The 23,392-nt window shown below is 55.4% G+C and carries 21 protein-coding genes and 1 tRNA gene; 19 read left to right on the top strand and 3 right to left on the bottom strand.

The window, feature by feature from the left end; translation table 11 throughout:
• Window positions 1-26: 26 nt before the first annotated feature.
• From dctP to K0B01_01370, 12 genes are all read left to right on the top strand, one after another.
• Window positions 27-1,031: a TRAP transporter substrate-binding protein DctP gene (gene dctP, locus K0B01_01425; protein MBW6484797.1), complete on the top strand. Its 1,005-nt coding sequence runs from the start codon at window positions 27-29 to the stop codon at window positions 1,029-1,031.
• Window positions 1,032-1,053: 22 nt separating this feature from the next.
• Window positions 1,054-1,560, top strand: coding sequence for a TRAP transporter small permease subunit (locus K0B01_01420; protein MBW6484796.1), 507 nt, complete (start codon window positions 1,054-1,056; stop codon window positions 1,558-1,560).
• Entirely contained in the window at window positions 1,560-2,873 is a 1,314-nt protein-coding gene (locus K0B01_01415; GenBank protein ID MBW6484795.1) for a TRAP transporter large permease subunit, read from the top strand. The genes K0B01_01420 and K0B01_01415 overlap by 1 nt, the downstream gene beginning before the upstream one ends.
• Window positions 2,874-2,939: 66 nt before the next feature.
• Window positions 2,940-4,775 carry an acyl-CoA dehydrogenase gene (locus tag K0B01_01410; protein MBW6484794.1) on the top strand — a complete coding sequence of 612 codons (1,836 nt, stop codon included), beginning with the start codon at window positions 2,940-2,942 and terminating at the stop codon, window positions 4,773-4,775.
• Window positions 4,776-4,865: 90 nt separating this feature from the next.
• On the top strand, window positions 4,866-5,699 hold the full coding sequence (locus tag K0B01_01405; GenBank protein MBW6484793.1) for a 3-keto-5-aminohexanoate cleavage protein: 834 nt from the start codon (window positions 4,866-4,868) through the stop codon (window positions 5,697-5,699).
• A 13-nt stretch (window positions 5,700-5,712) separates the two neighbouring features.
• On the top strand, window positions 5,713-6,693 hold the full coding sequence (locus K0B01_01400; protein MBW6484792.1) for a 3-hydroxyacyl-CoA dehydrogenase family protein: 981 nt from the start codon (window positions 5,713-5,715) through the stop codon (window positions 6,691-6,693).
• Between the two features lie 35 nt (window positions 6,694-6,728).
• Window positions 6,729-8,807: an enoyl-CoA hydratase/isomerase family protein gene (locus K0B01_01395; GenBank protein ID MBW6484791.1), complete on the top strand. Its 2,079-nt coding sequence runs from the start codon at window positions 6,729-6,731 to the stop codon at window positions 8,805-8,807.
• 196 nt (window positions 8,808-9,003) lie between these two features.
• Window positions 9,004-9,930: a hypothetical protein gene (locus K0B01_01390; protein ID MBW6484790.1), complete on the top strand. Its 927-nt coding sequence runs from the start codon at window positions 9,004-9,006 to the stop codon at window positions 9,928-9,930.
• Between the two features lie 97 nt (window positions 9,931-10,027).
• Window positions 10,028-10,915 carry a 3-hydroxybutyryl-CoA dehydrogenase gene (locus K0B01_01385; GenBank protein ID MBW6484789.1) on the top strand — a complete coding sequence of 296 codons (888 nt, stop codon included), beginning with the start codon at window positions 10,028-10,030 and terminating at the stop codon, window positions 10,913-10,915.
• A gap of 17 nt (window positions 10,916-10,932) precedes the next feature.
• Entirely contained in the window at window positions 10,933-12,183 is a 1,251-nt protein-coding gene (locus tag K0B01_01380) for a thiolase family protein (protein MBW6484788.1), read from the top strand.
• Complete coding sequence (locus K0B01_01375) at window positions 12,180-13,367, top strand: thiolase family protein (protein MBW6484787.1); 1,188 nt, start codon at window positions 12,180-12,182, stop codon at window positions 13,365-13,367. The genes K0B01_01380 and K0B01_01375 overlap by 4 nt, the downstream gene beginning before the upstream one ends.
• Before the next feature lie 248 nt (window positions 13,368-13,615).
• Window positions 13,616-13,963 (top strand): rhodanese-like domain-containing protein, encoded by a 348-nt coding sequence (locus tag K0B01_01370; GenBank protein ID MBW6484786.1) that lies wholly within the window; start codon window positions 13,616-13,618, stop codon window positions 13,961-13,963.
• A gap of 127 nt (window positions 13,964-14,090) precedes the next feature.
• Here K0B01_01370 and K0B01_01365 read toward each other — a convergent pair whose 3' ends face one another.
• The 3 genes from K0B01_01365 to K0B01_01355 form a co-directional block, all read right to left on the bottom strand.
• Window positions 14,091-14,966 carry an epoxyqueuosine reductase gene (locus K0B01_01365; protein MBW6484785.1) on the bottom strand — a complete coding sequence of 292 codons (876 nt, stop codon included), beginning with the start codon at window positions 14,964-14,966 and terminating at the stop codon, window positions 14,091-14,093.
• A gap of 88 nt (window positions 14,967-15,054) precedes the next feature.
• Window positions 15,055-15,381: a 4Fe-4S binding protein gene (locus K0B01_01360; protein ID MBW6484784.1), complete on the bottom strand. Its 327-nt coding sequence runs from the start codon at window positions 15,379-15,381 to the stop codon at window positions 15,055-15,057.
• 10 nt (window positions 15,382-15,391) lie between these two features.
• Window positions 15,392-16,411: an acetyl-CoA synthase subunit gamma gene (locus K0B01_01355; protein ID MBW6484783.1), complete on the bottom strand. Its 1,020-nt coding sequence runs from the start codon at window positions 16,409-16,411 to the stop codon at window positions 15,392-15,394.
• Between the two features lie 371 nt (window positions 16,412-16,782).
• Between K0B01_01355 and clpB the strand changes: the two genes are divergently transcribed.
• The 7 genes from clpB (at window position 16,783) to K0B01_01320 (ending at window position 23,359) form a co-directional block, all read left to right on the top strand.
• Complete coding sequence (gene clpB / locus K0B01_01350) at window positions 16,783-19,368, top strand: ATP-dependent chaperone ClpB (GenBank protein ID MBW6484782.1); 2,586 nt, start codon at window positions 16,783-16,785, stop codon at window positions 19,366-19,368.
• 60 nt (window positions 19,369-19,428) lie between these two features.
• Window positions 19,429-20,286, top strand: a complete 858-nt coding sequence (gene htpX, locus K0B01_01345) for a zinc metalloprotease HtpX (GenBank protein ID MBW6484781.1) — start codon at window positions 19,429-19,431, stop codon at window positions 20,284-20,286.
• A gap of 52 nt (window positions 20,287-20,338) precedes the next feature.
• Window positions 20,339-20,773: a DUF1844 domain-containing protein gene (locus K0B01_01340; GenBank protein MBW6484780.1), complete on the top strand. Its 435-nt coding sequence runs from the start codon at window positions 20,339-20,341 to the stop codon at window positions 20,771-20,773.
• A complete protein-coding gene (ispE, locus tag K0B01_01335) occupies window positions 20,770-21,621 on the top strand; it encodes a 4-(cytidine 5'-diphospho)-2-C-methyl-D-erythritol kinase (GenBank protein MBW6484779.1) in 852 nt (283 codons plus the stop codon). Before K0B01_01340 ends, ispE begins: the two co-directional genes overlap by 4 nt.
• 20 nt (window positions 21,622-21,641) lie before the next feature.
• Window positions 21,642-21,716 (top strand) — tRNA-Gln (locus tag K0B01_01330).
• 29 nt (window positions 21,717-21,745) lie between these two features.
• Window positions 21,746-22,690: a ribose-phosphate pyrophosphokinase gene (locus K0B01_01325; protein MBW6484778.1), complete on the top strand. Its 945-nt coding sequence runs from the start codon at window positions 21,746-21,748 to the stop codon at window positions 22,688-22,690.
• A 9-nt stretch (window positions 22,691-22,699) separates the two neighbouring features.
• Window positions 22,700-23,359, top strand: coding sequence for a 50S ribosomal protein L25 (locus K0B01_01320; GenBank protein ID MBW6484777.1), 660 nt, complete (start codon window positions 22,700-22,702; stop codon window positions 23,357-23,359).
• Window positions 23,360-23,392 lie beyond the last annotated feature (33 nt).

The following is a 23,392-nucleotide window of genomic DNA, read 5'->3' as shown; positions in this document are numbered from 1 at the left end:
ATAATAAAAAAGGAGGAAAACAGCAGATGAAGAAGCGAATGATAATGGCAATGATGACGGCGATGGTTTTTTTCTTTGCGGCCGAAGCAATGGCTGTAACTACCCTGAGGTTTCAGTGCGCCTACCCGGAAAAAGCCAATGTGGGAAAGACGACCCTTTTTTTCGCCAGTGAAGTGGCGCGGTTGACGAACAACCAGGTGAATGTCAAGGTTTTCTGGCCGGGCCAGTTGATAAAAACTAATGAGGTTTTTGACTCTGTCCGTCAAGGGATGCTTGACGGTTATACAGGGTCATTGCAGTACTTCGCCGGCAAGGTCCCGGAGGTCAACGCCCAGTGGCTTCCCTTCAACTGGGCCAATACCGCCGAGGCGAAAGATGTTCTGGTCAACAAAGGCTATATGAAGGTCATGGAAGAGGCCCTGGCCAAGCACGACGTAACCTATCTGTCCGCCCTTTCCGTGGCGAGCATGGGTCTGCTGACAAAATTCCCGGTTGAGAAGATCGAGGATTTGAAGGGGAAGAAGATCCGCGCCGTCGGCATGGAGGCCAAGATTATGGAGGCGCTGGGGGCATCCGCGCTGGCTATCGCCGGAGCGGAGCAGTACACGGCCCTGCAGCGGGGAACGGCAGATGGGACGGACTATCCCTGGTACACGATGGAACAATACAAATTCTATGAGGTTCTGAACCACATCGTTACCCCCGCCTTTCACACCCCCGGCGTAGTAGAGATGATTATCAACAGCAAGGTATTTAATTCCTTGTCTGCCGAGCAGCAAAAGGCGGTCAGGCAGGCGGCCCTGAATGCCATGGACAAGTCTTTTGCGGATGCGGACAAACTGGACAAGGACGCCCTTGCCAACGCCGGAAAACTGGGGGTCAAAATTTCGGCAATTCCGGAGGCCAATCTTGTTAAGTTCCGGGAGGCGTGCAAACCCCTCTGGGAAGATGAGGCAAAAAAATCCCCTTACTCGGCCAGGCTTGTTAACATCCTTAGAGACCACCTCAAGAGCAAGGGAATGGACAAATAGCGACAGACGGGGAGCCGCAGCGATGCAAAAGTTTATTCAGTTTATCAACCGGTTGAGCACGGGCTTGGGCCTTCTGATCGCTCCGCTGACGGGCATAATTGCCCTGCTCGTTTTATACGAGGTTTTCTGCAGGTATTTTATCAATGCGGCGACGAGTTGGACGGCAGAGATGGAGGGCTATCTCCAGAGCGCCCTGGTTATGTTGGGGGGCGCTTATGTGCTCAATAAGGAAGGGCATGTGCGGGTGGATGTCATTAGCCGGCGCTTCAACAGACGCAAACAGGCGGGGATTGATATTCTGACGGTTGCAGCCGTTTTTTTGGCCACGGGTCCCATGATCTGGTTTGGTGGAGGACTGGCATGGGAGGCCCTGATAACTGGGCAGGCATCAGCAAGCGCTGCCGAGATCGTCCTGTGGCCCTCCCTGGCAGCCGTGCCTATCGGCGCAGGCGTACTTCTCCTGCAAGCACTTGCAAACGGGGCAGCGAGTTTCCTTTACCTCCGAAAAACTAAAAAAGCTGGTAATTAATGATGGATACCTGGCTCCTTACCATTATCGTTTTCAGTCTGTTGGTTGGTTTTTTGCTCACGGGAATTCCCATTGCCTTTGTGCTTCTGGCCATGGGCGCAATTGGAACTTTTTATGTCTGGGGAAGCAAGGGGCTGCTGATGATTTCCCAGACAGCCTACGGCGAGGCTACGGATTATATCCTTCTGGCCATCCCCCTTTTTGTGCTGATGGCCAACGTGCTCAAATTCTCCGGCATGGCGGATGAGCTCTATGAGATTGCCTACCGTTGGATGGGCCGGCTCCGGGGAGGGCTGGCCATGGGTACGGTGGCAATCTGTGCGATCTTTGCAGCCATGTCGGGGATCAGCTCGGCCGCAACCGTTTCGATGGGGCTCATCGCCCTTCCTTCGATGCTCTCCCGGGGATACGACAAAAGCCTTGCCCTGGGCAGCATCAATGCGGGGGGCGCCCTGGGGATTCTCATTCCCCCTTCGATCATTATGGTGCTTTACGGCAGCATGACCGATGTCTCCGTAGGGCAGCTTTTTGCCGGGGGCATCATTCCGGGGATCCTGCTGACGGTGATTTTTATCGTCTATATCGCCATCCGCTGCGCCATGAACAAGGGGCTTGGCCCCCCGGGAGAAGAGCATTTTACACTGAGACAGAAGATTGCCACGATCAAAGGGGTGCTAGCTCCTCTCCTGCTTGTGGTTCTGGTGCTGGGCGTCATGTATCTGGGAATAGCCACGCCCACGGAGGCCGCAGGCATCGGGGCGGCAGGGGCATTCTTTGCGGCCGCCATCCATCGGCGGCTTTCCTGGGCGAATGTAAAAAAATCACTAATCGATACGATGAGCCTGACGGTCATGATCTTCTGGCTCATCATCGGCGCCAATACCTTTACCCATTTCCTGGCCTATGCGGGGATTCAGGATATGATCCAGAAGGCTATACTTTCGTTGGAAATTAACCGCTGGTTCATCATGATCATCATCCAGGGCATCTACTTTATACTTGGCTGTTTTCTCGATCCTGCCGGGATTCTTCTGCTGACGACCCCCATTTTTGTCCCGGTTGTCGCCAACCTCGGCTTCGATCCCCTGTGGTTCGGGATTGTATTCACGATAAATATGGAAATGGCCTATATCACACCGCCCTTCGGCTTTAACCTCTTCATCCTCAAAGGGGTTGCGCCGCCGGAAATAACCATGACTGACATCTACGAATCGGTATGGCCTTTTGCCGTCTGCCAGGCGCTTGCCCTGGCGACAGTTATGGCGTGGCCGGAGCTCGTCCTTTACCTGCCATCATTGATGGTTAGAACCTGACCGAATCGTCACGATCCCTGGGGCATGCTTTTAGATAAATTAAAAATACATTGAAGATGGAGAGATATGGAATTCAGGTATAATGTAAGGGATTTGCAGTTTATACTCAAGGAGTGGCTTCCGATGGAAGAGGTCTTTTCCTGTGACCGTTTCCGGGGAAAATACGCACTCGAGGATGTCGACATGTACCTCAGCGAGGGGTATAAAATAGCCAGGGAGATTTTGAATCCGCTCAATGCCGAGGGGGATAGGATCGGGGCGGTGTTTAACGGCGGGACAGTTGTCTCTCCCCCGGGCTATCGCGAGGCCTACAAATTTTTGCAGGCAAACGGCTGGGGATCTAGCAGCGAGTGCGCTGATCTGGAAAGCACCATGCCGCTTACGCTCTACAAAGCTATTTTTGAAATGAACTCCGCCGCGTGCCCGGCACTGATGTCCTACATCAAGCTGACAAGTGGCGCGGCCAATCTGCTTATAAAATTTGCCGGGGAAAGGGAGCGGGCGCTGTTTCTGCCGAAAATGCTCAGCGGCGACTGGCAGGGGACGATGTGCATCACCGAGCCGAATGCCGGCTCGGATGTGGGCGATGCGATAACCAGGGCGATTCCTACCGAGGATCCGAGGATTTACAAAATTCAGGGGACGAAGATGTTTATCACCGGCGGCGACGCCGGCATCTGCGAAAACACCATCCACATGGTTCTGGCCCGGCCCGAAGGAGGGGCGCCGGGATCGGCGGGGTTGGGGTTGTACATTGTTCCTAAATTCCGCGTGAACGAAGACGGTTCCCTGGGGGAATTCAACGATGTCGTGACCGCCGGGATCGAACACAAGATGGGGTTGCGCGCCCACGCGACGGCGCTGCTCAATTTCGGCGAGAATGACGAATGCTGCGGGATCATGGTTGGTCCCCCTCCCGACGCCAGGGGCCGCTCCCAAGGGCTGGCGATGATGTTCAACATGATGAACGAGTCCCGGATCGGCACGGGGCATAACTCCAACAGTCAGGCTGCCGCCGCTTATGCCTTTGCCTCGCGTTATGCGACGGAGAGGATCCAGGGACGGCCTTTCGGCGAGGCAAAGGGGGGACGTGTTCCGATCATCAGGCATGAGGATGTCCGCCGGATGCTGCTTGATATGAAGGCCGTAACCGAGGGAGTCCGGGCAATGATCTTCAGGGGATTCTACTGTCTCGATATTGCCGAACACTCGCCTGATCGAGAAAAGGCCCGCCACTACGCGGATATGGCGGCAATCCTGACACCGTTGATCAAGGGCTACGGAAGCGAGGCCACCCTCGGGATCATCGCGACGGCGATGCAGGTTTTGGGCGGGGTTGGTTATACCCGTGAATATCCGATCGAGCAGTACCTGCGGGACTCCAAAATCCTGACGATCTGGGAGGGAACCACCTTCATCCACGGTAATGACCTGGTCGGCAGGAAGATGACGATGAACGGTGGCTCTTCCTTTTCCGGCTGGATGCGTGGCATCAGGGAATTTGCAGCTTCTCATGCGGGCGCTGCCTCCTTCGCCGCAGAGACAGGAATGCTTCTTAGGGGATGCGATTGTCTTGAGGGAATAAAAGGCAGCTACGATCTCTGGTATGGGGATCTGGATAACAAGAGACAATTTATTCCGCTCAACGCGGTGCGGGCGCTTATGGTCTGTGCGCAGGTGCAGATAGCGGAGTGCCTGCTTGAGCAGGCTTTCATTGCCGCCCGCAGGCTGGAAGAATTGCCGGAGAGCCATTTCGACCGTTCTTTTTATGAAGGGAAAATCGCCAGCGCCAGGCACTATGTGCGCAATATTCTGCCGGCGATCTTTGTCCGATATGAAAACATCAAGAGCGAGGACAGGACATGCTTGGATTGCAGCGAGGAGATGCTGGTTGTAGTATAAACATTTATTTAAATGGTATATTGGGCTGCTGGCAACGGGGCGGTAAAACAAAGATGCAACAATCTCACAATCATTATCAAGAGGTAATTCATGAACGACGATAAAATCATTATTTCGGTTGCGCCCACGGGCAGTTGGGCGACCAAGAGTCATAACCCCGGCCTTCCCGTAACCCCCGAGGAAATTGCCGGGGCGGCGCTTTCGTGTTGGCGGGAAGGAGCGGCGGTTGTCCATGTTCATGTCCGCGACGATGAAGGAAGGATGACCTGCGACCGGTCGCGTTTCCAAAAGGTAAAGGAACTTATCCGTTCTCAGGGGTGCGATATCATAATAAATTTTACGGCGAGTGGCGGCGCTGGCCGGGTCGGGGAGGAGGAGCGCTTCAACAGCCTTTCCGCCGCGCCGGAACTGGCTTCGCTGGACGCCGGTTCCATGAACTTCAATGATCGCGTCTTTCTCAATCCGCCGGATTTTCTGGAGGAACTTGCCCGGAGGATGCTGGCGGCCGCTGTCAAGCCGGAGATTGAAGTCTTCGATAGCGGGATGATAGAGAATGCCATGACGCTGGTGAAGAAGGGGTTGATCTCAACGCCTTTGTGGTGGCAGTTTGTTTTTGGGGTAAAAGGGGGAGCGCCGGCGACGGCCCGATCGCTTGTTCATCTGGTGGAAAGCCTGCCTCCTGAATCACTCTGGTCGGTTTGCGCCATCGGGCGGCACCAGTTGCCGATGAACATGCTGGCCCTTGCAATGGGAGGGCATGTCCGTACGGGACTTGAGGACAACCTTTATTACAGACAGGGAGAACTTGCCAAAGACAATGCCCAGTTGGTTGCCCGACTGACCCGCATATCCAGGGAATGCGGCCGGGAACCGGCAACCCCGGATGAGGCGCGTCAATTGCTCGGGTTGAAAAGGTTGTCATGAGGGGAGAGTGGAGATGAACGGGATCAAGAATGTGGCTGTAATCGGGGCGGGAACGATGGGTCACTCGCTGGCCCAGGTATTCGCCGGCGGGGGGTTGAATGTCCGGTTGGTCGATCAAGACGAAAAAATCCTGGAAAACGCCAGAAATTTGATCGATTCCAACATCCGGACGCTTATGGAAACCGGATTCTGGGAGGGCGGAGAGCCGGCCGCCGTTTTAGAAAGGATTGAGTGTACGACTGATTTTGATATTGCGGCCAGTGCGGCCGATCTCGTGATCGAGGCGGTTTCCGAGGACCGTGCCGTCAAAAAGGCGGTTTTCGACAGGCTTGATGCAGTCTGCCCGCCACATGCCATCTTTGCCAGCAACACGTCCTATATGGACATCTTCAGTTTTGTCAATACGAAAAGACCGGACAAGGTTCTCATCGCCCACTGGTTTGCTCCGCCCCATATCGTGCCGCTGGTGGAAATTGTCCGGGGGGAGTCCACCTCCGACGAGACGGTCCATGCGGTCAAGTCGCTCCTGGTGAAGCTGGGTAAAACACCCGTGGTGATTTCCCGATTTCTGCCGGGATTCATCGTCAACCGGCTCCAGAGCGCCCTTCGCAATGAGGTGCTGTACCTGCTGGACAACGGATACGCGACAGCCGCAGAGATAGATCAGGCGACCAAGGCCGGTTTTGCCCTTCGCATGCCGATTGTCGGGCTGGTTAAGAAAATGGACTTTACCGGGCTGGACCTTACCCAGAAGGCCATTGCAAACGCCGATTACAGATCGCCGGCGCAGCAGACAGCCTACCGGTCAGTTGATCGTCTGGTTGCCGAAGGAAAGCTTGGCGTTAAGACGGGCGCCGGATTTTACGATTACGGCGGCCGTTCTCCCGGTGAGATTATGAAGGAAAGGGACGTAAAGCTTTTGAAACTTCTGCAATTTATGAAGGATATCGGGGAGCTTGCCCCTGCCGAAGCGGGTGAAAAACCGATTCGCTAAGGAAGGATGCGAAGATTCACTTTGATGAGGAGAGTATGAGCGTAGAATACGAAAAAAGAGGAGACATTGCGGTTGTCACCATGAATAATCCGCCTGTCAACGGCCTTGGGCTCTCGACTCGCAGTGGTATTTTGGAGGGTGTGAAAAGGGCGCTTGCCGATGAGGCCGTCCGGGCGATTGTCATCACCGGTGCGGGGAAAGCCTTTTCCGGCGGGGCGGATATAAGGGAATTCAACAAACCGGAGAGCTACGCCGAGCCGAACCTGCTTCAGGTGATCGAGGAAATTGAAAAGGCCGGCAAGCCCGTTGTGGCGGCGGTTCATTCGGTAGCAATGGGCGGTGGTCTTGAACTGGCGCTGGGGTGCCATTACCGTGTTGCCGCGCCAGGCGCCCGGATTGCCTTTCCCGAGGTGAAGCTGGGCCTTCTTCCCGGGGCGGGGGGAACCCAGCGGATGCCCCGGGCGGTGGGTGTTGAAACAGCTCTGATGATGATTGTCACAGGCGACCCCGCTTCTTCTGAAAAACTTTCCCGGACCAAACTGTTTGACCGGATGGTAGCGGGGGACGTTCTGACCGGGGCGGTGGAATTTGCCCGTTCGATTGCCGCTATCCGTCCGTTGCCGAAATTATCAGAGAAAAAGGTAGAATTTCCGGGATTTAACGAATTTATCGAGAGGGCGCGCCAGGGCGTCGGGAAAAAAGCTGGACGCTTTCCCGCGCCTCTGCTATGCGTCGAATGTGTGGCCGCGTCGGTGACCTCTTCGTTTGCGGAGGGGATGAAGCTGGAGCACAACACGTTTATGGAGCTTGTCGAAACGACGGAGAGCAAGGCTCTGCGACACTATTTCTTCGCCGAGCGACTGGCCGCGAAGATCCCCGATATGCCGGAAGACATCCCCAAAAGGGTTATCAGGAAAGCGGCGGTCATAGGGGCCGGGACGATGGGGAGCGGAATCGCGATGAATTTTGCCAACGCGGGGATTCCTGTTGTTATCCTTGAGGCCAACGAAGAATTTCTGAACCGTGGGCTGGGAATCATCGGCGGAAATTATGAAAATTCACTGAAAAAGGGAAAGCTGACCCCCGAGACGTTTCAGCAGCGAATGAATATGTTGAAGGGCGCCCTTTCCTACGACGATGTCCGGGATGCAGACATCGTCATCGAGGCGGTGTTCGAGGATCTCGCGGTCAAGGAGGGGGTGTTCCGGAAACTTGACGAGGTAATGAAGACGGGCGCCATTCTCGCGTCCAATACCTCCACGCTCGATATCAACCGGATCGCCGCGTTCACAAAGCGGCCCGCCGACGTTCTCGGCACCCATTTCTTCAGCCCGGCAAATATCATGAAACTGCTGGAAATTGTGCGGGGCGCCAAAACTTCCCCGGAGGTTCTTGCCTCGACGATGGCGCTTGCGAAGAAAATAAGGAAAATCGGGGTGGTATCAGGTGTATGCGACGGTTTCATCGGGAACCGAATGATCGAGCAGTACGGGAGACAGGCGGGGTTTCTTCTGGAGGAAGGCGGCCTTCCCGCACAGATCGACCGTGCGATGGAGGCGTTCGGGTTTGCGATGGGGCCATTCAGGATGAGCGATCTGGCCGGAAATGATGTCGCCTGGTACATCCGCAAGCGCCGCTACGTGGAGCGACCGGAGATGATCTACTCGAAGGCGGCCGATATTCTGTGTGAAAACGGCCGTTTTGGACAGAAGACCGGTGCCGGCTGGTACGATTACCATCCCGGCGATCATACGCCTAATCCGTCGGAGTGGGTGAGAGACATGGTCATCGCTCATTCCCGGGAGCTTGGCGTGGAGCGGCGTTCGGTCTCTGACGCGGAGATTGTCGAGAGACTCGTTTATGCGCTGGTCAACGAGGCTGCGTACATACTCGAAGAGGGAATAGCCCAGCGGGCTTCGGATATCGACGTTGTCTATCTGATGGGGTATGGATTCCCGCTGCACCGGGGCGGGCCTATGTTCTATGCCGACACGGTGGGACTTTCGAATGTGGTCAAGGCAATGGAAAAATACGCCGCCGGCCGCTACGGCGAGCTGTGGAAGCCTGCTCCGCTTCTGCAGAAACTTGCCGCCGCGGGCAAGACGTTTACCTGAAAAGACCGATTCAGTGAAATGGTCCTGAGGACGCTCGTGCAGGAGGAAGCGCGAGAAATACTGGGGATTGTGCCAGCGTTGCCGTAATATTCCGGGAGCAGCCCCGGGAATTTCCCGGCAAAACGTATCGGTTTTTTTCCTGTCGACATTTATATGAAGCCGGATCCGGAATTTCCATTAACAAAAGGAGTTAACCATGAAGAATCCATCTGCCGGAGATCGCGTTTTTCAGCGAGTCGCTGTTATAGGAACGGGGACGCTTGGCGTTCAGATCGCGCTCATGGCTGCTTACTGCGGGGAAAAGGTTAAAGTGTTTGATCCGGATAAAGGTGCCTTTACCAGGGGAATGGATTTGATCCGGCAGAGGATCGCCAATTCGGCCAGAAAGACCCTTCCTCCTTTTGAGAACATGGCTGCCCAGGCCCGGAAGGTCCAGCGCTGTGCCAGTCTTGAGGAGGCTGTTTGCGATGCGGAGCTGATCATCGAGGCAGTCCCGGAAAAACTGGGCTTGAAGAGGAAAATTTTTGAACAAATAGACGGTCTGGCGCCCCCTGATTCCATCATCGCGACAAACAGCTCCTCCATCCCTGTTTCCCGAATCGAGAGTGCCACGAAAAGACCGGAGAGATGCATAAACATCCATTTTTATTCCCCCGACCTGGGGAAAAATATTGCGGATCTCATGGGCGGCACTTCCACCAGCCCGGAAACGATGGCGGCGGCAAGACGATGGCTTCTGGCCATTGGCTGTGTTCCCCTGACCGTGAAGAAAGAATTGCCGGGTTTTTGTTTCAACAGGATATGGCGGGCAATCAAAAGAGAATCCCTCCATTCATGGGCGGGCGGGTATGTTGATTTCAGAGATATTGACAGAGCCTATATGATCTGGAATGGCGTTTCACAAGGGCCGTTTGCCCTGATGGACCAGGTGGGGCTGGATGTTGTTTACGGCATCGAAATGGTTTACTATAACGAGTCCGGGGATCCGCAAGACCATCCCCCCGATGCCCTGAAGGAAATGATTGATCGTAATGAGCTGGGGGTAAAGACGGGAAGGGGTTTTTATACCTATCCCGATCCCGAGTATAAGGAGCGGGATTTTCTGCAAGCCGTCAGAAAGTAGAAAAAAGGCAAAGCTCCGCATATCAAAGAGAATAAAAAAATTCAACGGGCGTTCGTTTGAGCGCAGATTCATACAAGAGCTGTTGGGGGGGATTACGGTGGAGATAAAAAAAATCATGGTTGTCGGGTCGGGATTCATGGGGGCGGGGATCGCCCAGGTTGCCCTGCAGGCGGGATTCGATGTTGTTATGAATGATACGACCCCGGAACTTGCCGAGCGGGGAGTGGCGAAGATTACAGAAAATTTTGATCGACTTGTTTCCAAAGGAAAGCTTGATGAAGACAGAAAAAAGAATCTGCTGGCGAGGGTGGCGAGAAGTTTCAGCCTGGAGGATGCCGCCGGGGCTGATCTGGCGATCGAGGCGGCCTTCGAGAATTTTGACGTCAAAAAAGGAATTTTTGAAAAGCTCGATGCTGTTTGCCGGCCCGAGGTAATTTTCGCGACCAACACCTCCTCTATATCAATTACCAAACTGGCAGCAGTGGTAAAACGCCCCGACCGGTTTATCGGCATGCATTTTTTCAGTCCCGTGCCGGTTATGGAGCTTGTGGAAATCATCAGCGGGCTGAAGACATCTGCTGAAACCGCGGAGACGATCATGGGGATCGCCAAGCGGATGGGCAAACAGGGTGTCCGGGTAAAGGACGTTCCCGGATTTCTGGTCAACCGGATCAACAGCGCCCTGCGCAATGAGGCCTATAACTGCATGACGGAAGGGGTTGCCAGTATCGAGGATATCGACCGGGCCCTGAAGCTCGCCCTCCGGCATCCAATGGGGCCCTTCGAACTGGCCGATTTTGTCGGTCTTGATGTCGGTTTGGCGGTTGCCAGGACGTTGCACGATGGTTACAAGGATGTCAAGTGGAGGCCAAACCTGACCCTGGAAAAACTCGTTCGGAGCGGCGATCTGGGAAGAAAAACCGGCAAGGGCTGGTACGATTACACATCAGGTGAGAAAAAACCGCGAAAGGATGTGGATTTTTAAGGATTGAGGGTTGGTAAATGAATGAGGTTGTCATCGTTGATATGGCCAGGAGCGCCATCGGCAGACACGGCGGGACGATAAAAGATGTCCCGTTTATGGACCTGCTGGGGCAGACGGCAAGGGCAATAGTGGAGCGAAATGCCGCAAGGATAAAACCGGAGGCCTATGATTATGTAATCATGGGGCATGTAAAGCAAAGCACGATTGCCGCGAATACGGCGCGCAATCTGGTCTTTGCAATCGGACTTCCCGAGGAAACCCCGGCCTTTACCGACACCATGGCCTGTGCCTCGGGGATGCTTTCCATCATGGAGGGGTACGAGTTCATAAAAAATGGTTTTGCCGATGTTATCCTGGCCGGAGGCGTGGAATGGATGAGCGGGGGGGAGTTTTTTCTCTCCGACACGGCCAATCAGGCCTTTGGCAACGGAGATGTAAAACTGCTTGATTCCATTGCGACCGGCGGTCCGGGGGCGGCCCCTGTCGAACGTTACGGTCATATCCCGATGGGCATAACGGCGGAGAATCTTGTGGAACTCCACAATATATCCCGTGAAGAGCAGGATAATTTCTCCTTGCGCAGCCAGAGACTGGCGGTTGCGGCGATAGACCGGGGGGACTTCAGAGCCGAAATCGTCCCGGTAAGGTATAAAAAGTCGGACGGAAGCGATGGCGTCTTTGCTGCTGACGAATTCCCGCGCCGGGAAACGACCTTGGAAGGTTTGGCAAAGCTCAAGCCTGTTTTCAAAAAAGACGGTACGGTGACGGCGGGAAGCTCCTCGGGAAGAAACGACGGGGCGGCGGTTGCCATTATAATGTCAGCTAAAAAGGCCAGGGAACTCGGCGTGACGCCAAGGGCGCGGGTAATCGCCTGCGGGGTTGCCGGGGTTGATCCGCGCCTTATGGGCAGGGGCCCCGTGCCGGCGACGGCGATTGCCCTGAAGAAGGCGGGGCTTAAATTTGCCGATCTGGATATAGTGGAGCTCAACGAGGCGTTTGCCGGTCAGAGCCTCGCCGTAATGCGGGAATGGAAAAATATGTACGGGGTAAATGATGAGTGGTTTGATGAAAAGGTGAACCTCTGGGGCGGCGCGATCGCCCTGGGTCATCCGCTGGGCGCCAGCGGCTGCATAATCACCACAAAATTACTTTACGGTCTTGAAAGAACCGGGGGCCGTTACGGGCTCGCCACCCTCTGCTGCGCGGGAGGGATCGGCGGAGCGCTGATTATCGAGCGTCAAAAAAGGCGGGAAGGAGAGGTCTCTTGAAAGAGGTATTTTTTGTAAGTGCGCAAAGAAGCCCGATCGGAAAATATCTTGGTTCCCTGAAGACTGTCCGGGTTCAGGATTTGGCGGCGCTGACGATGAAGGCCGTGGTGGACGAGGCGAGGTTGGATTTTGGCGCCTTGGACATGTGCATTTACAGCCAGTCCCTGCAGAGCAGCCTGCCGGCGAATGTTGGCCGGCACGCCTGGACGCTGGCCGGTCTGAGTGAAGAGCCGGCGGGCTACACCCTGAACACCCTTTGCGCGGGCGCCCTGCAGACAATGATCAGCGGGTTCAACAAGCTTGTCGGGGATGAATACAGCGGGGTGCTCGTGGGTGGCGTTGATAGTTACAGCATGGCGCAGCATTACATTTTTCACCCCCGCTACCGGATAGGGCCGGGGGAGCTTTGTTTTCACAATCCGAAAACAGAAGTTGAGACGAACGCCCAGCCTCGGGAAAGATATGGGGAACTGACGGCGGCGGCCCTTGCCGACGGAATTGCCAGGCGCTGGGGATTGGACAGAAAAAATCTGGATATGCATGTTTTGCAGGATCGCCAGAAGCGCCTCGCGGCGCTTGCCGCCGGAGAAATTTCCCCAGAGATAGCGTCGGCGACGGTAAAGCATAAGGGCAAAGAGGATTCTGTAACCGCTGATGATCCTCCGGAGAGTGCCACCCTTGAGGAGTTGTCAGGGCTGCCGCCCGTAAGAGAGAGCGGCTCTGCGACGAGGGCGAGTCTGGCGCCTTGGGCTGATGCAGCGGCGTCGCTGGTCATGCTGTCGGCGGACAGGGCAGAGAAACTGGGATGCAAGCCCTTGGCGAGAATGGCCGGGTTCGGGATCGCGGCGGGCAGTCCCCTCCTGCTGGAGAAGACGACTGTTCGTTCGATAAACAAGGCGCTTGCCATGTGCAATATATGCATGGAAGATATTGATTTCTTTGATATTCATTCTCCGTCTGCCGCATACGCCCTTGCCGTGGAAAATACGCTGGGCGAAGCGGTTTCGGGCAGGATCAACGTGGACGGAAGCAGCCTTTCCTTTGGTTGTCCCGGGGCGGCGACCGGGGGTGTTATGGCCGTTCGCCTGATCAGCAGATTAAGGGGGCAAAGGGGTCGGCGGGGGCTGATAAATGTCGGCGCCCTGGGCGGTCAGTCGCTTTCCGTCGTTATTGAAAGCGTATAAAAACCGTCTTTTGAGCCAATTGCAAAACTATTTGTCATTCCCGAAAGCGGAGCTTAATGTACACAATGCTTCTATCGGGAATACGGTTTTTCAAGCAGTTAGAACCAGATTATGAAAATTAAACTTCGTTTTCCCGCTTAAAATCATTGCGGGAATGACAGAATGTGAGAGTTTTGCAATTGCCTCAGATGATTAAAAATTTACAGGCAGGTCCGGGGTATCCCGGCAGAAAGTTATCGGGAGGAAAGATGAAAAAGTTTTTTTTCTTTTTGGGAGCGGTGGTAATGGTTTGGGGGATGGCATTGCCATCTTTCGGCGCTGACGGCGTAAAACCGCTGATCATCGATGTTCGAACCGAAGCCGAATGGAACGAAGGCCATCTCGAGGGCGCCATCCTGATTCCTTACGAATCGATCGGGGAGAAGGTGGGGGCCGTTGCCAAAGACAAGTCCAGTCGCATTTACGTCTATTGTCGAAGCGGCAGAAGATCTCAAATAGCGAAGGAAACCCTCGAAAAAATCCACTACAAGGATGTCGTGAATCTCGGAGCGCTTAAAGACGCGGCCAGGACAATGAAGCGCAAGATTGTAAAGTAAAGCCGGCAGAGGATTCGGAGCGGACCGAGGCCCGGACCGGCAAACACGCCGTCATTGGACCGGGATCGAGAAACGGGAAGGTCAGAAAGACACGACCTTGCCCGGCAGCACAATAGAACCGTCCCCTTTATTTTGCGGGGAGGGGGATCTTCGCCTCGCAGGGAACGCCAACCTGGCAGAGACCGCAGCCCGACGTTTCAAAACCAAACCGTTCCTGAATCGATTTTGACGATACATCGTGAACATAGGCAGCACATTTTTCCTTGTCGTGCCCCTCCCGCGTGATGGCATGCGCCGGGCAGCGCTCGATGCATTTACCACAGCTCCCATCGCTGTAGAAGAGGCAGTAGGCATGGTGGTCGGTGTAGGGCCGCGCCGACGGGGGGACGGCAATCCGGGCGACGACGGAGCCGCAGCGCATCGCCTTGCCCCGGGGGGTGATCAGGCCGTCCGAGAGCCCGAAGGTGCCCAGGCCCGCGACGAAGGCCGCATGCCGCTCCGACCAGGAAGAGGCGAAACCGTACCGGGCCGAATCTTCCCGCTTCCAGGCGGGCGCGTTCACAGGCGCCACAGCCTCGCAGCCGGCCTCCTGAAGCCTCCCTGCCAGATGGTCGCGCAGCTTGACGTTGAAATCTTCCCCATACTTGCGGGACCTTGCCCAGCGCTCCGCCGAAACGGCCTTTTCCCGGCTGTTATCGCGCCGGGTCTTTTCCGTCTGCGGCAGGATCCAACTGATCACAGTCAATTCAGCGGCGGCAACCTGCCGCCCGGGAAACGTCGCGTCAAAAATCTCCTGCGGCGTCCAGTAGAAAGAACCTATATCATCTTTGAACTGTTGATAAAGCGGATCGTCGCCGCGGGAAAAACCGACAAGCGGCGCCGCCCACGCCGGCTCAAGGACGTCTTCGAAATGAAGGCTGTTCTCGGCGGAGGCCATGTAGTCGAGGATGCGCTCCCTGATCCACGCCGCCGGATTTTTCGCGCTGCCGCCCGTTTCCACCATCTTCCACCTCCTTGCTGTGCGCTGGGAAAAATCGTTTACATTAAAATGACCGCCCGTGGCAACCGAACTTCCTTTTTGGGAAAGGCCCTCAACAGCAAGCCGCTCCCTTTTTTCCGGAAGAGGCGGCTTCCGAGTTGGCGGTGCAGCAACACGCCGAACCGGTGCGACCCAGCATATCGTTGATCACGGCCGCCGCGCAGCCGACGCCGGCCTGCACAAAAATCGCTTCGGCAGGGCAATTCCGGCTGCAGGCGCCGCACTCCATGCACGCATCCCGGTTCCGGATTTCGACATGGCGGCCGTTCATTGCAAACACCGCGTGCGGGCATACCTCCAGGCATGTTCCGCAGCCGGTACATTTTCCCTGATCCAGTTTCAAGGTAACCACATTCCGCAGATAAATCAGTTGTCCCATCGTAAAACTCCTATGCAGTCAAAATTGACGCAATCCACAGGATCAGACCGGTTAGTCCCATCCCGATCTCCACCGGAAGCGCCCACCGCATCTCCCGGTTCACCCCGGACGGGGAGGTAAACGTGGATGCCCCGGTAAAATTCATCGCCAGATAGGCCGTGACTGCCGGGATGAGCAGCAGCCACGCCAGAATGCCCAGCCGCCCCGCCCACAGCGAGGGATCGTATCCGTGGCCAAAAAGCATCATAAGCGCCACGACCGCTCCCAGCGCCAATCCCTTCGTCGAAAATGCCCGTCCGGGGAGATACGGCAATAGCAGGGGATGGATTACCGCCCCCGCCATAATCGCACTCAGAAACGCCAGAACTGCAAAGGCGCCTTCAGCGAGGGCTTTTTCCCAGAAACCGGCGGGGCCGCCGATGCCGCCGAAAAGGAAAAGGAGGGGCGCAATGATCAAGGCCGGTTTTAGGGCTTCGACCAGCTCGACCGGTATCAGGACAGTCCTTTCCCGAAGCGGGAAGGTCTTGAGACGCATTTTGCTGGTGGCCTTGAACCCGGCATCCATATATTCAGGCAGGTCCTCGGCCCTGATCGGGCCGAAGCGAACGCCAAATCCGGAGAGTTTTTTGACCGTATGGGCGGCCACCCCCGACGCTCCCAATTGCGGGAGAATCAGCGACCGGTGGCTGACGACCTCCTTCAGTCCGCTCGCTTCAATCCGGCCGACCAGCTCCTCCGTACCGAAGGTTCCCTTGCCGGCAGCGCACCAGACGTTGATTCCCTTCGTATCGAGCACAAGCAGCCAGAGGTCACGGCCGGGCAAAGCACACCTCAGTGCGTCAAAACTCAGCTTGTAATTGGCGCTCACCAGGACCGGCGACTCCCGATCCGGATTTCCCAGCGCGTAAAGACCCGGATCAACGGTGTAATCCATCCGGCCGATCCCCCAGCGGGCCTTGATCGCCCCCCAATAATCCCGCCCCTGCAATTGTGCCGATACCCTGGGCAGCAAGCCTACTGGCGTTGCCAAGGTCCCGGTCACAAAATCCTGGTCAAGACGCGGAAGGAGCGGCGACTTCTCGCCGACTTCACCCGCACAGCAGGCGGACACGGAAAATGACGGCAAAAAGACGGTCTTTTCGCTTTGGCAGCAAGAAGGCTGATTTGTTTGATTCATTACACTTCCTCTCGTCCCGGCAACCGACAATCAATAAAAACAACGACAGCAGGGCAGTCTGATTTTCAGTAAATGAACATGGCGGCTTTATACAGGGATGGCTTCCGGTCGTCAACCTTTTCCGTCTTTAACAGTTATCTGCCGGCCATTCTTGACATCCTTTTTGTCCATGTTTAACTTACCGCCACAGTTGTAATTGTTATAAAATAAGGAGGAAATTCTCTATGAGATTCGATAAATTTACATTGAAGGTGCAGGAGGCGCTTCAGGAGGCGCAGGGGATCGCGGCGCAGCATGGCCACCAGGCGGTCGATGTCGAGCATCTGCTCTTTGCCTTTTTGAAGCAGCCCGAGGGAATCGTTCCCGATATCCTCCGCAAGCTGGGGGCAAACCTCCGGGACATCGAGGAAGAGCTTCAAAAAGCGCTTGATAAAATCGCCAAAGTGGAGGGCGCCACGACCGGACAAGTTTACCTCTCGCCGCGGCTGAACCGCCTTCTGGATGCCGCCCTGGGCGAGGCAGCACGGCTGAAAGACGAGTACGTCAGCGCCGAGCACATTCTGGTCGCCATGGCCGACGAAAAGGGAGCGCCGCTGGCGAAAATATTTGCGGCAAACGGCATCACGAAGGATGCGATTTTCCAGGTGCTTGTATCTATCCGGGGAAATCAGCGGATCACCGACCCCAACCCGGAGGAAAAATACCAGGCGCTGAAAAAATATTCCCGTGATTTCAACGAACTGGCCAGCAGCGGCGCCTTCGACCCGGTTATCGGCCGGGATGAGGAGATAAGGAGAATCATGCAGGTGCTCTCCCGTCGGACAAAGAACAACCCGGTGCTCATCGGCGAGCCGGGCGTCGGCAAAACGGCGATCGTCGAGGGGCTGGCGCAGCGGATCGTCAACGGCGACGTTCCGGAAAGTCTCAAGGACAAACGGGTGATCGGACTCGATATCGGCTCTTTGATCGCCGGGGCAAAGTACCGCGGGGAGTTCGAAGAGCGCCTCAAGGCCGTTTTGAAAGAGGTTTCCACCGCGCAGGGGGAGATTATCCTCTTTATCGACGAAATCCACACCGTCGTCGGCGCCGGGGCTTCGGAAGGGGCCATGGACGCCTCGAACATGCTGAAACCAGCTCTGGCGCGGGGAGAATTGCGCTGCGTCGGAGCGACAACCCTGAACGAATACCGCAAGTACATTGAGAAGGACCCGGCCCTGGAGAGGCGTTTCCAGCCGATCATCGTCAGGGAACCGTCGGTTGAAGACACGATCGCGATTCTCCGGGGGCTGAAGGAGCGCTACGAGGTGCACCACGGGGTGAGGATCAAGGACGCGGCGATTATCGCCGCGGCAACCCTGTCGAACCGGTATATCAGCGACCGATTCCTTCCCGACAAGGCGGTTGATCTTGTTGACGAGGCGGCCTCCCGGCTGCGCATTGAACTCGACAGCATGCCTGCGGAGATTGACGCCCTCGACCGGCGGGTAATCCAGCTCGAGATCGAAAGGCAGTCGCTGAAAAAGGAGACCGATAAAACCTCAGTCGAAAGGCGGGGAAAGATAGAAAAGGAGCTTGCCGATCACCGCGAAGCGATGGACAAAATGAAGCTCCACTGGGCGAGCGAAAAGGAAGCGATCAAGAAAATTCAGAGCATCAAGGGACAGATCGAAAGCTTCAAGCTTGAAGAGCAAAATGCCCAGCGCTCAGGCGACCTCGCGCGGGCGGCGGAAATACGGTACGGAAAACTCGTCGAATTGAACCGGGAATTGGAGCAGGAAAATCTTAAACTGCTGGAGGCGCAGACGGAAAAACAGATGCTCAAGGAAGAGGTGGACGCGGAAGATGTGGCCGAGGTGGTGGCAAACTGGACAGGCATCCCCGTTTCCCGGATGATGGAGGGCGACGTCCAGAAACTCCTCCAGATGGACGAGCGTCTATCCAAACGCGTCATCGGACAGCAGGAAGGGATCGCCGCCATCTCCAGCGCTCTGCGCCGGGCTCGTTCCGGCCTTCAGGACCCAAACCGGCCGATCGGTTCCTTCATCTTTCTCGGCCCGACCGGGGTCGGCAAGACCGAACTGGCCAAGGCGCTCGCGGAATTCATGTTTGACAGCGAAGCAGCCTTGATCCGCATCGACATGTCGGAATTCATGGAAAAGCACTCGGTAGCCCGACTGATCGGCGCTCCTCCAGGCTACGTCGGTTATGATGAAGGGGGATTTCTGACCGAGGCGGTCCGCAGGAAACCGTACTGCGTTCTATTATTCGACGAAATCGAAAAGGCGCACCCTGATGTCTTCAATATCCTGCTGCAGATTTTCGATGACGGCAGGCTGACGGATGGCCATGGCCGCACGGTTGACTTCAAAAACACGATTGCTATTATGACCTCGAATATTGCCGGCAGCGCGATCCAGGATCCGCTTTTGTCAGAAGAGGAAAAGACAGACATGGCCATGGAGGCCCTCCGGGCGACATTCCGTCCGGAATTTCTGAACAGAATCGATGATATCATCATTTTCCATTCCCTGCGGATGGAGGACATCGAACGGATCATTGACATCCAGCTTAACCTGATCAGAACCCGCCTCCAGGAACGGAAAATAACGGTTGAATTGACACAAAAAGCAAAAGATTATATAGCTCGCCAAGGTTACTCTCCGGTGTACGGCGCCCGCCCTTTGAAAAGGGTAATGCAGAAGGAAATTCTCGACCGTCTGGCAATGGAGCTCCTGGAAGGCAAGTTCGTCGAGGGGAACTCAATCGTGATAGATTACGATGAAACAGCTATTTCACTAAATAAAATATGAACATGCGGCAATAACAACTATTCGGCATGTTGTATGTAACCGCCTAAAGGAGAAGAAAAGATGAATACGCTTAAAACGGGATTGCTCCTCGGCCTGCTGACCGGGCTTTTGATGCTGGCAGGCGGCCTGTTCGGGGGGCAGCAGGGTGTTTTTATTGCGTTTATTTTCGCCACCGTGATGAACTTCGGAAGCTACTGGTTTTCGGACAAGATCGTTTTGCGGATGTACCACGCCCGCGAGGCAACGGAACGGGAGGCCCCCGAACTGTACAATCTGGTCCGAAACCTCGCCCTCCGGGCACAGTTGCCGATGCCGCGGGTCTATATCGTCCCCGAGGAAACCCCGAACGCCTTTGCGACGGGGAGAAATGAACACTACGCGGTTGTGGCCGTTACCGAGGGGCTCCTCCGGGCGCTGAAAACGGATGAGCTGGAGGGGGTTTTGGCCCACGAACTGACCCATATCAAAAACAAGGACATCCTCATCGGCTCGATTGCGGCGACAATGGCCGGGGCAATCGTCATGCTGGCGCACATGGCGCAATGGGCAGCACTTTTCGGAGGCGGCCGGAGCGACGACGATGAGGGGGGAAGCAACATCGTCGGCCTGATCCTGATGGCGATCCTTGCCCCGCTTGCCGCCTCGCTGATCCAGATGGCGATCTCCCGGTCAAGGGAGTATCTTGCCGATGAGGGGGGGGCAAAGATCTCCGGCAAACCTTACAGCCTGGCCAGCGCGCTCGGCAAGCTTGCCGGCGCCGCGCAGGCGATTCCGCTTACGGCAACCCCCTCGACCGCCCACATGTTTATCGTCAATCCACTGACCGGCAAGTCGCTGATGAATCTATTCAGCACCCATCCGCCGATCGAGGAGAGAATTGCCCGGCTTCGCAAAATGCGGACGTTGGGGGAACAATAGTTAAAAGTTAAAAGGCAAAAGTCAGAGTGCAAACAAATATTGAGGAGGCTCCATGGAAGAGGGAAAAAATGACAAGGGGTTTGTTATAAAGGACCGCCGTCTGTTTGACGAAGCGGGGGGAGTGCGGGCCGAGGCAGAAAAAAAGGCCGACGAGCAGGCCGACGAAAGCCTCGGCAAAGAGGAAATCCCCTCTTCACCTGTTCAGGATGAGGGTAAGGAAGAAGATTACGGCCCGCTTCCCGAAATGAATTTCGCCGGCTTCATCTACTCGCTTGCCACGACGGCCTTTTATCACTTCGGCGATTTTCCCGATCCGGCGACAAAAAAGCCTGCCCGGAATCTCATCGCAGCCAAGCAGACTATCGATATCCTCAGCATGCTCAAGGAAAAGACGGAGGGCAACCTCGAACAGGCCGAAAAAAAGATGCTGGAGGATGTCCTGTACGAATTGAGAATGCGCTATGTGAAGGAAGCCGAAGGCAAGTGACCTCAAAAAAGGCGCCGGCAAAGATAAACCTCTGTCTGAGGGTGGTCGGAAAGCGCAGCGACGGCTACCATGACATCATCTCCCTGATGCAGTTGATCAGCCTCTACGATGAACTGACCTTCGTTCAGAGAGCTTCCGGAATAATGGTCAAATGCCCGGGCAGCATTTTGCCCGAGGATGAAAACAATCTTGTTTTCCGGGCAGCCGCGGGATTTTATGACAGGACAGGGCTCAAGCCGGGGATCGAAATAACCTTGCAAAAGCACATTCCTGTTGGGGCCGGGCTGGGGGGCGGCAGTTCGGATGCAGCGACCACTCTCGTTACCATGAACGAACTGCACGACTCGCCGCTTTCAACGGAGGAACTGCTGCGACTGGGGGAATCTCTGGGGGCGGACGTTCCTTTTTTTATTTTCGGGAAAACAGCCTGGGCCTCCGGCAAGGGGGAGATGCTGACGGAGGCGCCAGGCCTGCCTTTATTCTGGATTGTTCTGATCAACCCCGGGTTCCCGGTTTCGACAAGGGAAATTTACCAGGGTCTTAATTTGGGATTGACAAAAAAAATAATTAAATATAGTATTCCGCGTTTTTCCTCAGTAAAAGAGGCGGCATCGGGTCTTGTAAACGACCTCGAACGGGTTACGCTGGCGCTTCATCCTGCTTTGGCGGAGATCAAGGCCTTTTTACTGAAGAACGGCGCCCTGGGGGCGGCCATGACCGGCAGTGGGCCAACGATGTTTGGCGTTTTTGCCGACGAGGCGTCAGCGCAGAGGGTTATAAGAAGCTCCGCTGCGCAAAACGGATGGCTGATGTTTTGCGTTCGCTCGCTTCAGGGGAGTCTTGGATAATTTAAGTAAACGATTTTAATTGGGGCGTCGTCAAGCGGTAAGACACAGGAATTTGGATCCTGCATTCGGAGGTTCGAATCCTCCCGCCCCAGCCATCAGGAATAAATTGGTGCAAGGAGTTGACATGCTTGAAAGAATGAGGGTTTTTACCGGAAATGCCAACGTTGACCTGGCACGCCGGATAACGGAAAATCTCGGCATCGCCATGGGCAAGGCCAACGTGGTATCCTTCAGCGACGGCGAAACGCGCGTGGAAATAAATGAAAATGTTCGGGGAATGGACGTTTTTATCATCCAGCCTACCTGCCCGCCGGTAAACATCGCCCTGATGGAGCTGCTGATCATGATTGACGCCCTGCGCCGGGCCTCGGCGGATCGGATAACAGCCGTTATCCCCTATTACGGGTATGCCCGGCAGGATCGCAAGGTTGTGCCCCGCGCCCCGATCAGCGCCAAGCTCGTCGCGGATTTGATAACCCAGGCAGGCGCCAACCGCGTTATGGCAATGGACCTTCATGCCGGCCAGATACAGGGATTTTTCAACATCCCCGTGGACAATATTTTCGCCACCCCCATTCTCTTTGAATACTTCAGGCATAATTACACGGGCGACAACATCGTGGTTGTCTCCCCGGACACGGGGGGCGTCGAGCGAGCCCGCGCCTTTGCCAAACGGCTGGGGGCAAGCCTTGCCATTATCGACAAACGCCGGGAAGGCCCCAATGAGGCTCAGGTAATGAATATCATCGGTCACGTCAAGGGGATGAGGACCATTCTGCTGGACGACATGATAGACACCGCCGGCACCATTGTTCAGGCGGCAAAGGCCCTCTCCGAGGAAGGGGCCCTTGAGGTGGCCGTCTGCTGTACGCACCCCGTTCTTTCCGGGCCGGCAATAGAAAGGCTAAAACAGTCAGCCATCAAAGAGGTGGTCGTTACGGATACGATCCCGCTGAATGAGAATGCCAAAAACTGCGATATAATAAAGGTTCTTTCCGTTTCCGCGCTTCTCAGCGAGGCGATTCGCAGGATCTACTACAACGACTCAGTGAGTTCATTATTTATTTAGGAGGAGCAAATGGAAACAATTGAATTAAAGGCCAGTATCAGGGAAAATTCCGGCAAGGGGCCGTCGAGACGTTATAGGATGGAGGGGCTTGTTCCTGCGGTAGTTTACAGCAAGGGAGACTCATCCGTTCACCTTACCGTCAGCGAAGCAGATATGCAAAAAATAATCCGTTCGAAAAAGGATAAGCATTTCATAAAGCTCGTAATCGATGGGGAAAAGCAAATGGAAAAAATTTCCATGCTGAAGGAATTGCAGTATGAACCGATGAGCCGGCATCTTTATCATGCCGACTTTTATGAGATCATAATGGATCACCGGCTGACGGTGGATATCCCCCTCAATTTCATCGGTACGCCGGTGGGCGTTGTCAATGGCGGCGAACTTCTGCATTCGAAAAGGGATCTGAAAATTTCCTGTCTGCCTGCAGATATGCCGGATTACATAGACGTTGCTTTGGCCGGACTGGATATTGGCGACTCGCTTAAGGTAAAGGATCTTGTTCTTCCGGAGGGGGTTGCCGCCGTTGACCACGGAGATGTGGGAATAGTGGCTGTCGTTGCGGTAAAGGCCGCTATCGTGGCGCCGACGGAAACGGCAGCAGGGGAAGGCGCTGCCCCGGCGGAAGCAGCGGCCAAGCCGGCAGCCACTGACAAGGGGAAAACAAAATAGCATTTCACCAAAGGCAGAATTTACCGCGTAACG

Source organism: Syntrophobacterales bacterium, from assembly GCA_019429105.1.
Taxonomy (GTDB): Bacteria; Desulfobacterota; Syntrophia; order Syntrophales; family UBA5619; genus DYTH01.
Note: the sequence above shows the minus strand (reverse complement) of the source record. Positions and strands in the feature narration are given on the sequence as shown.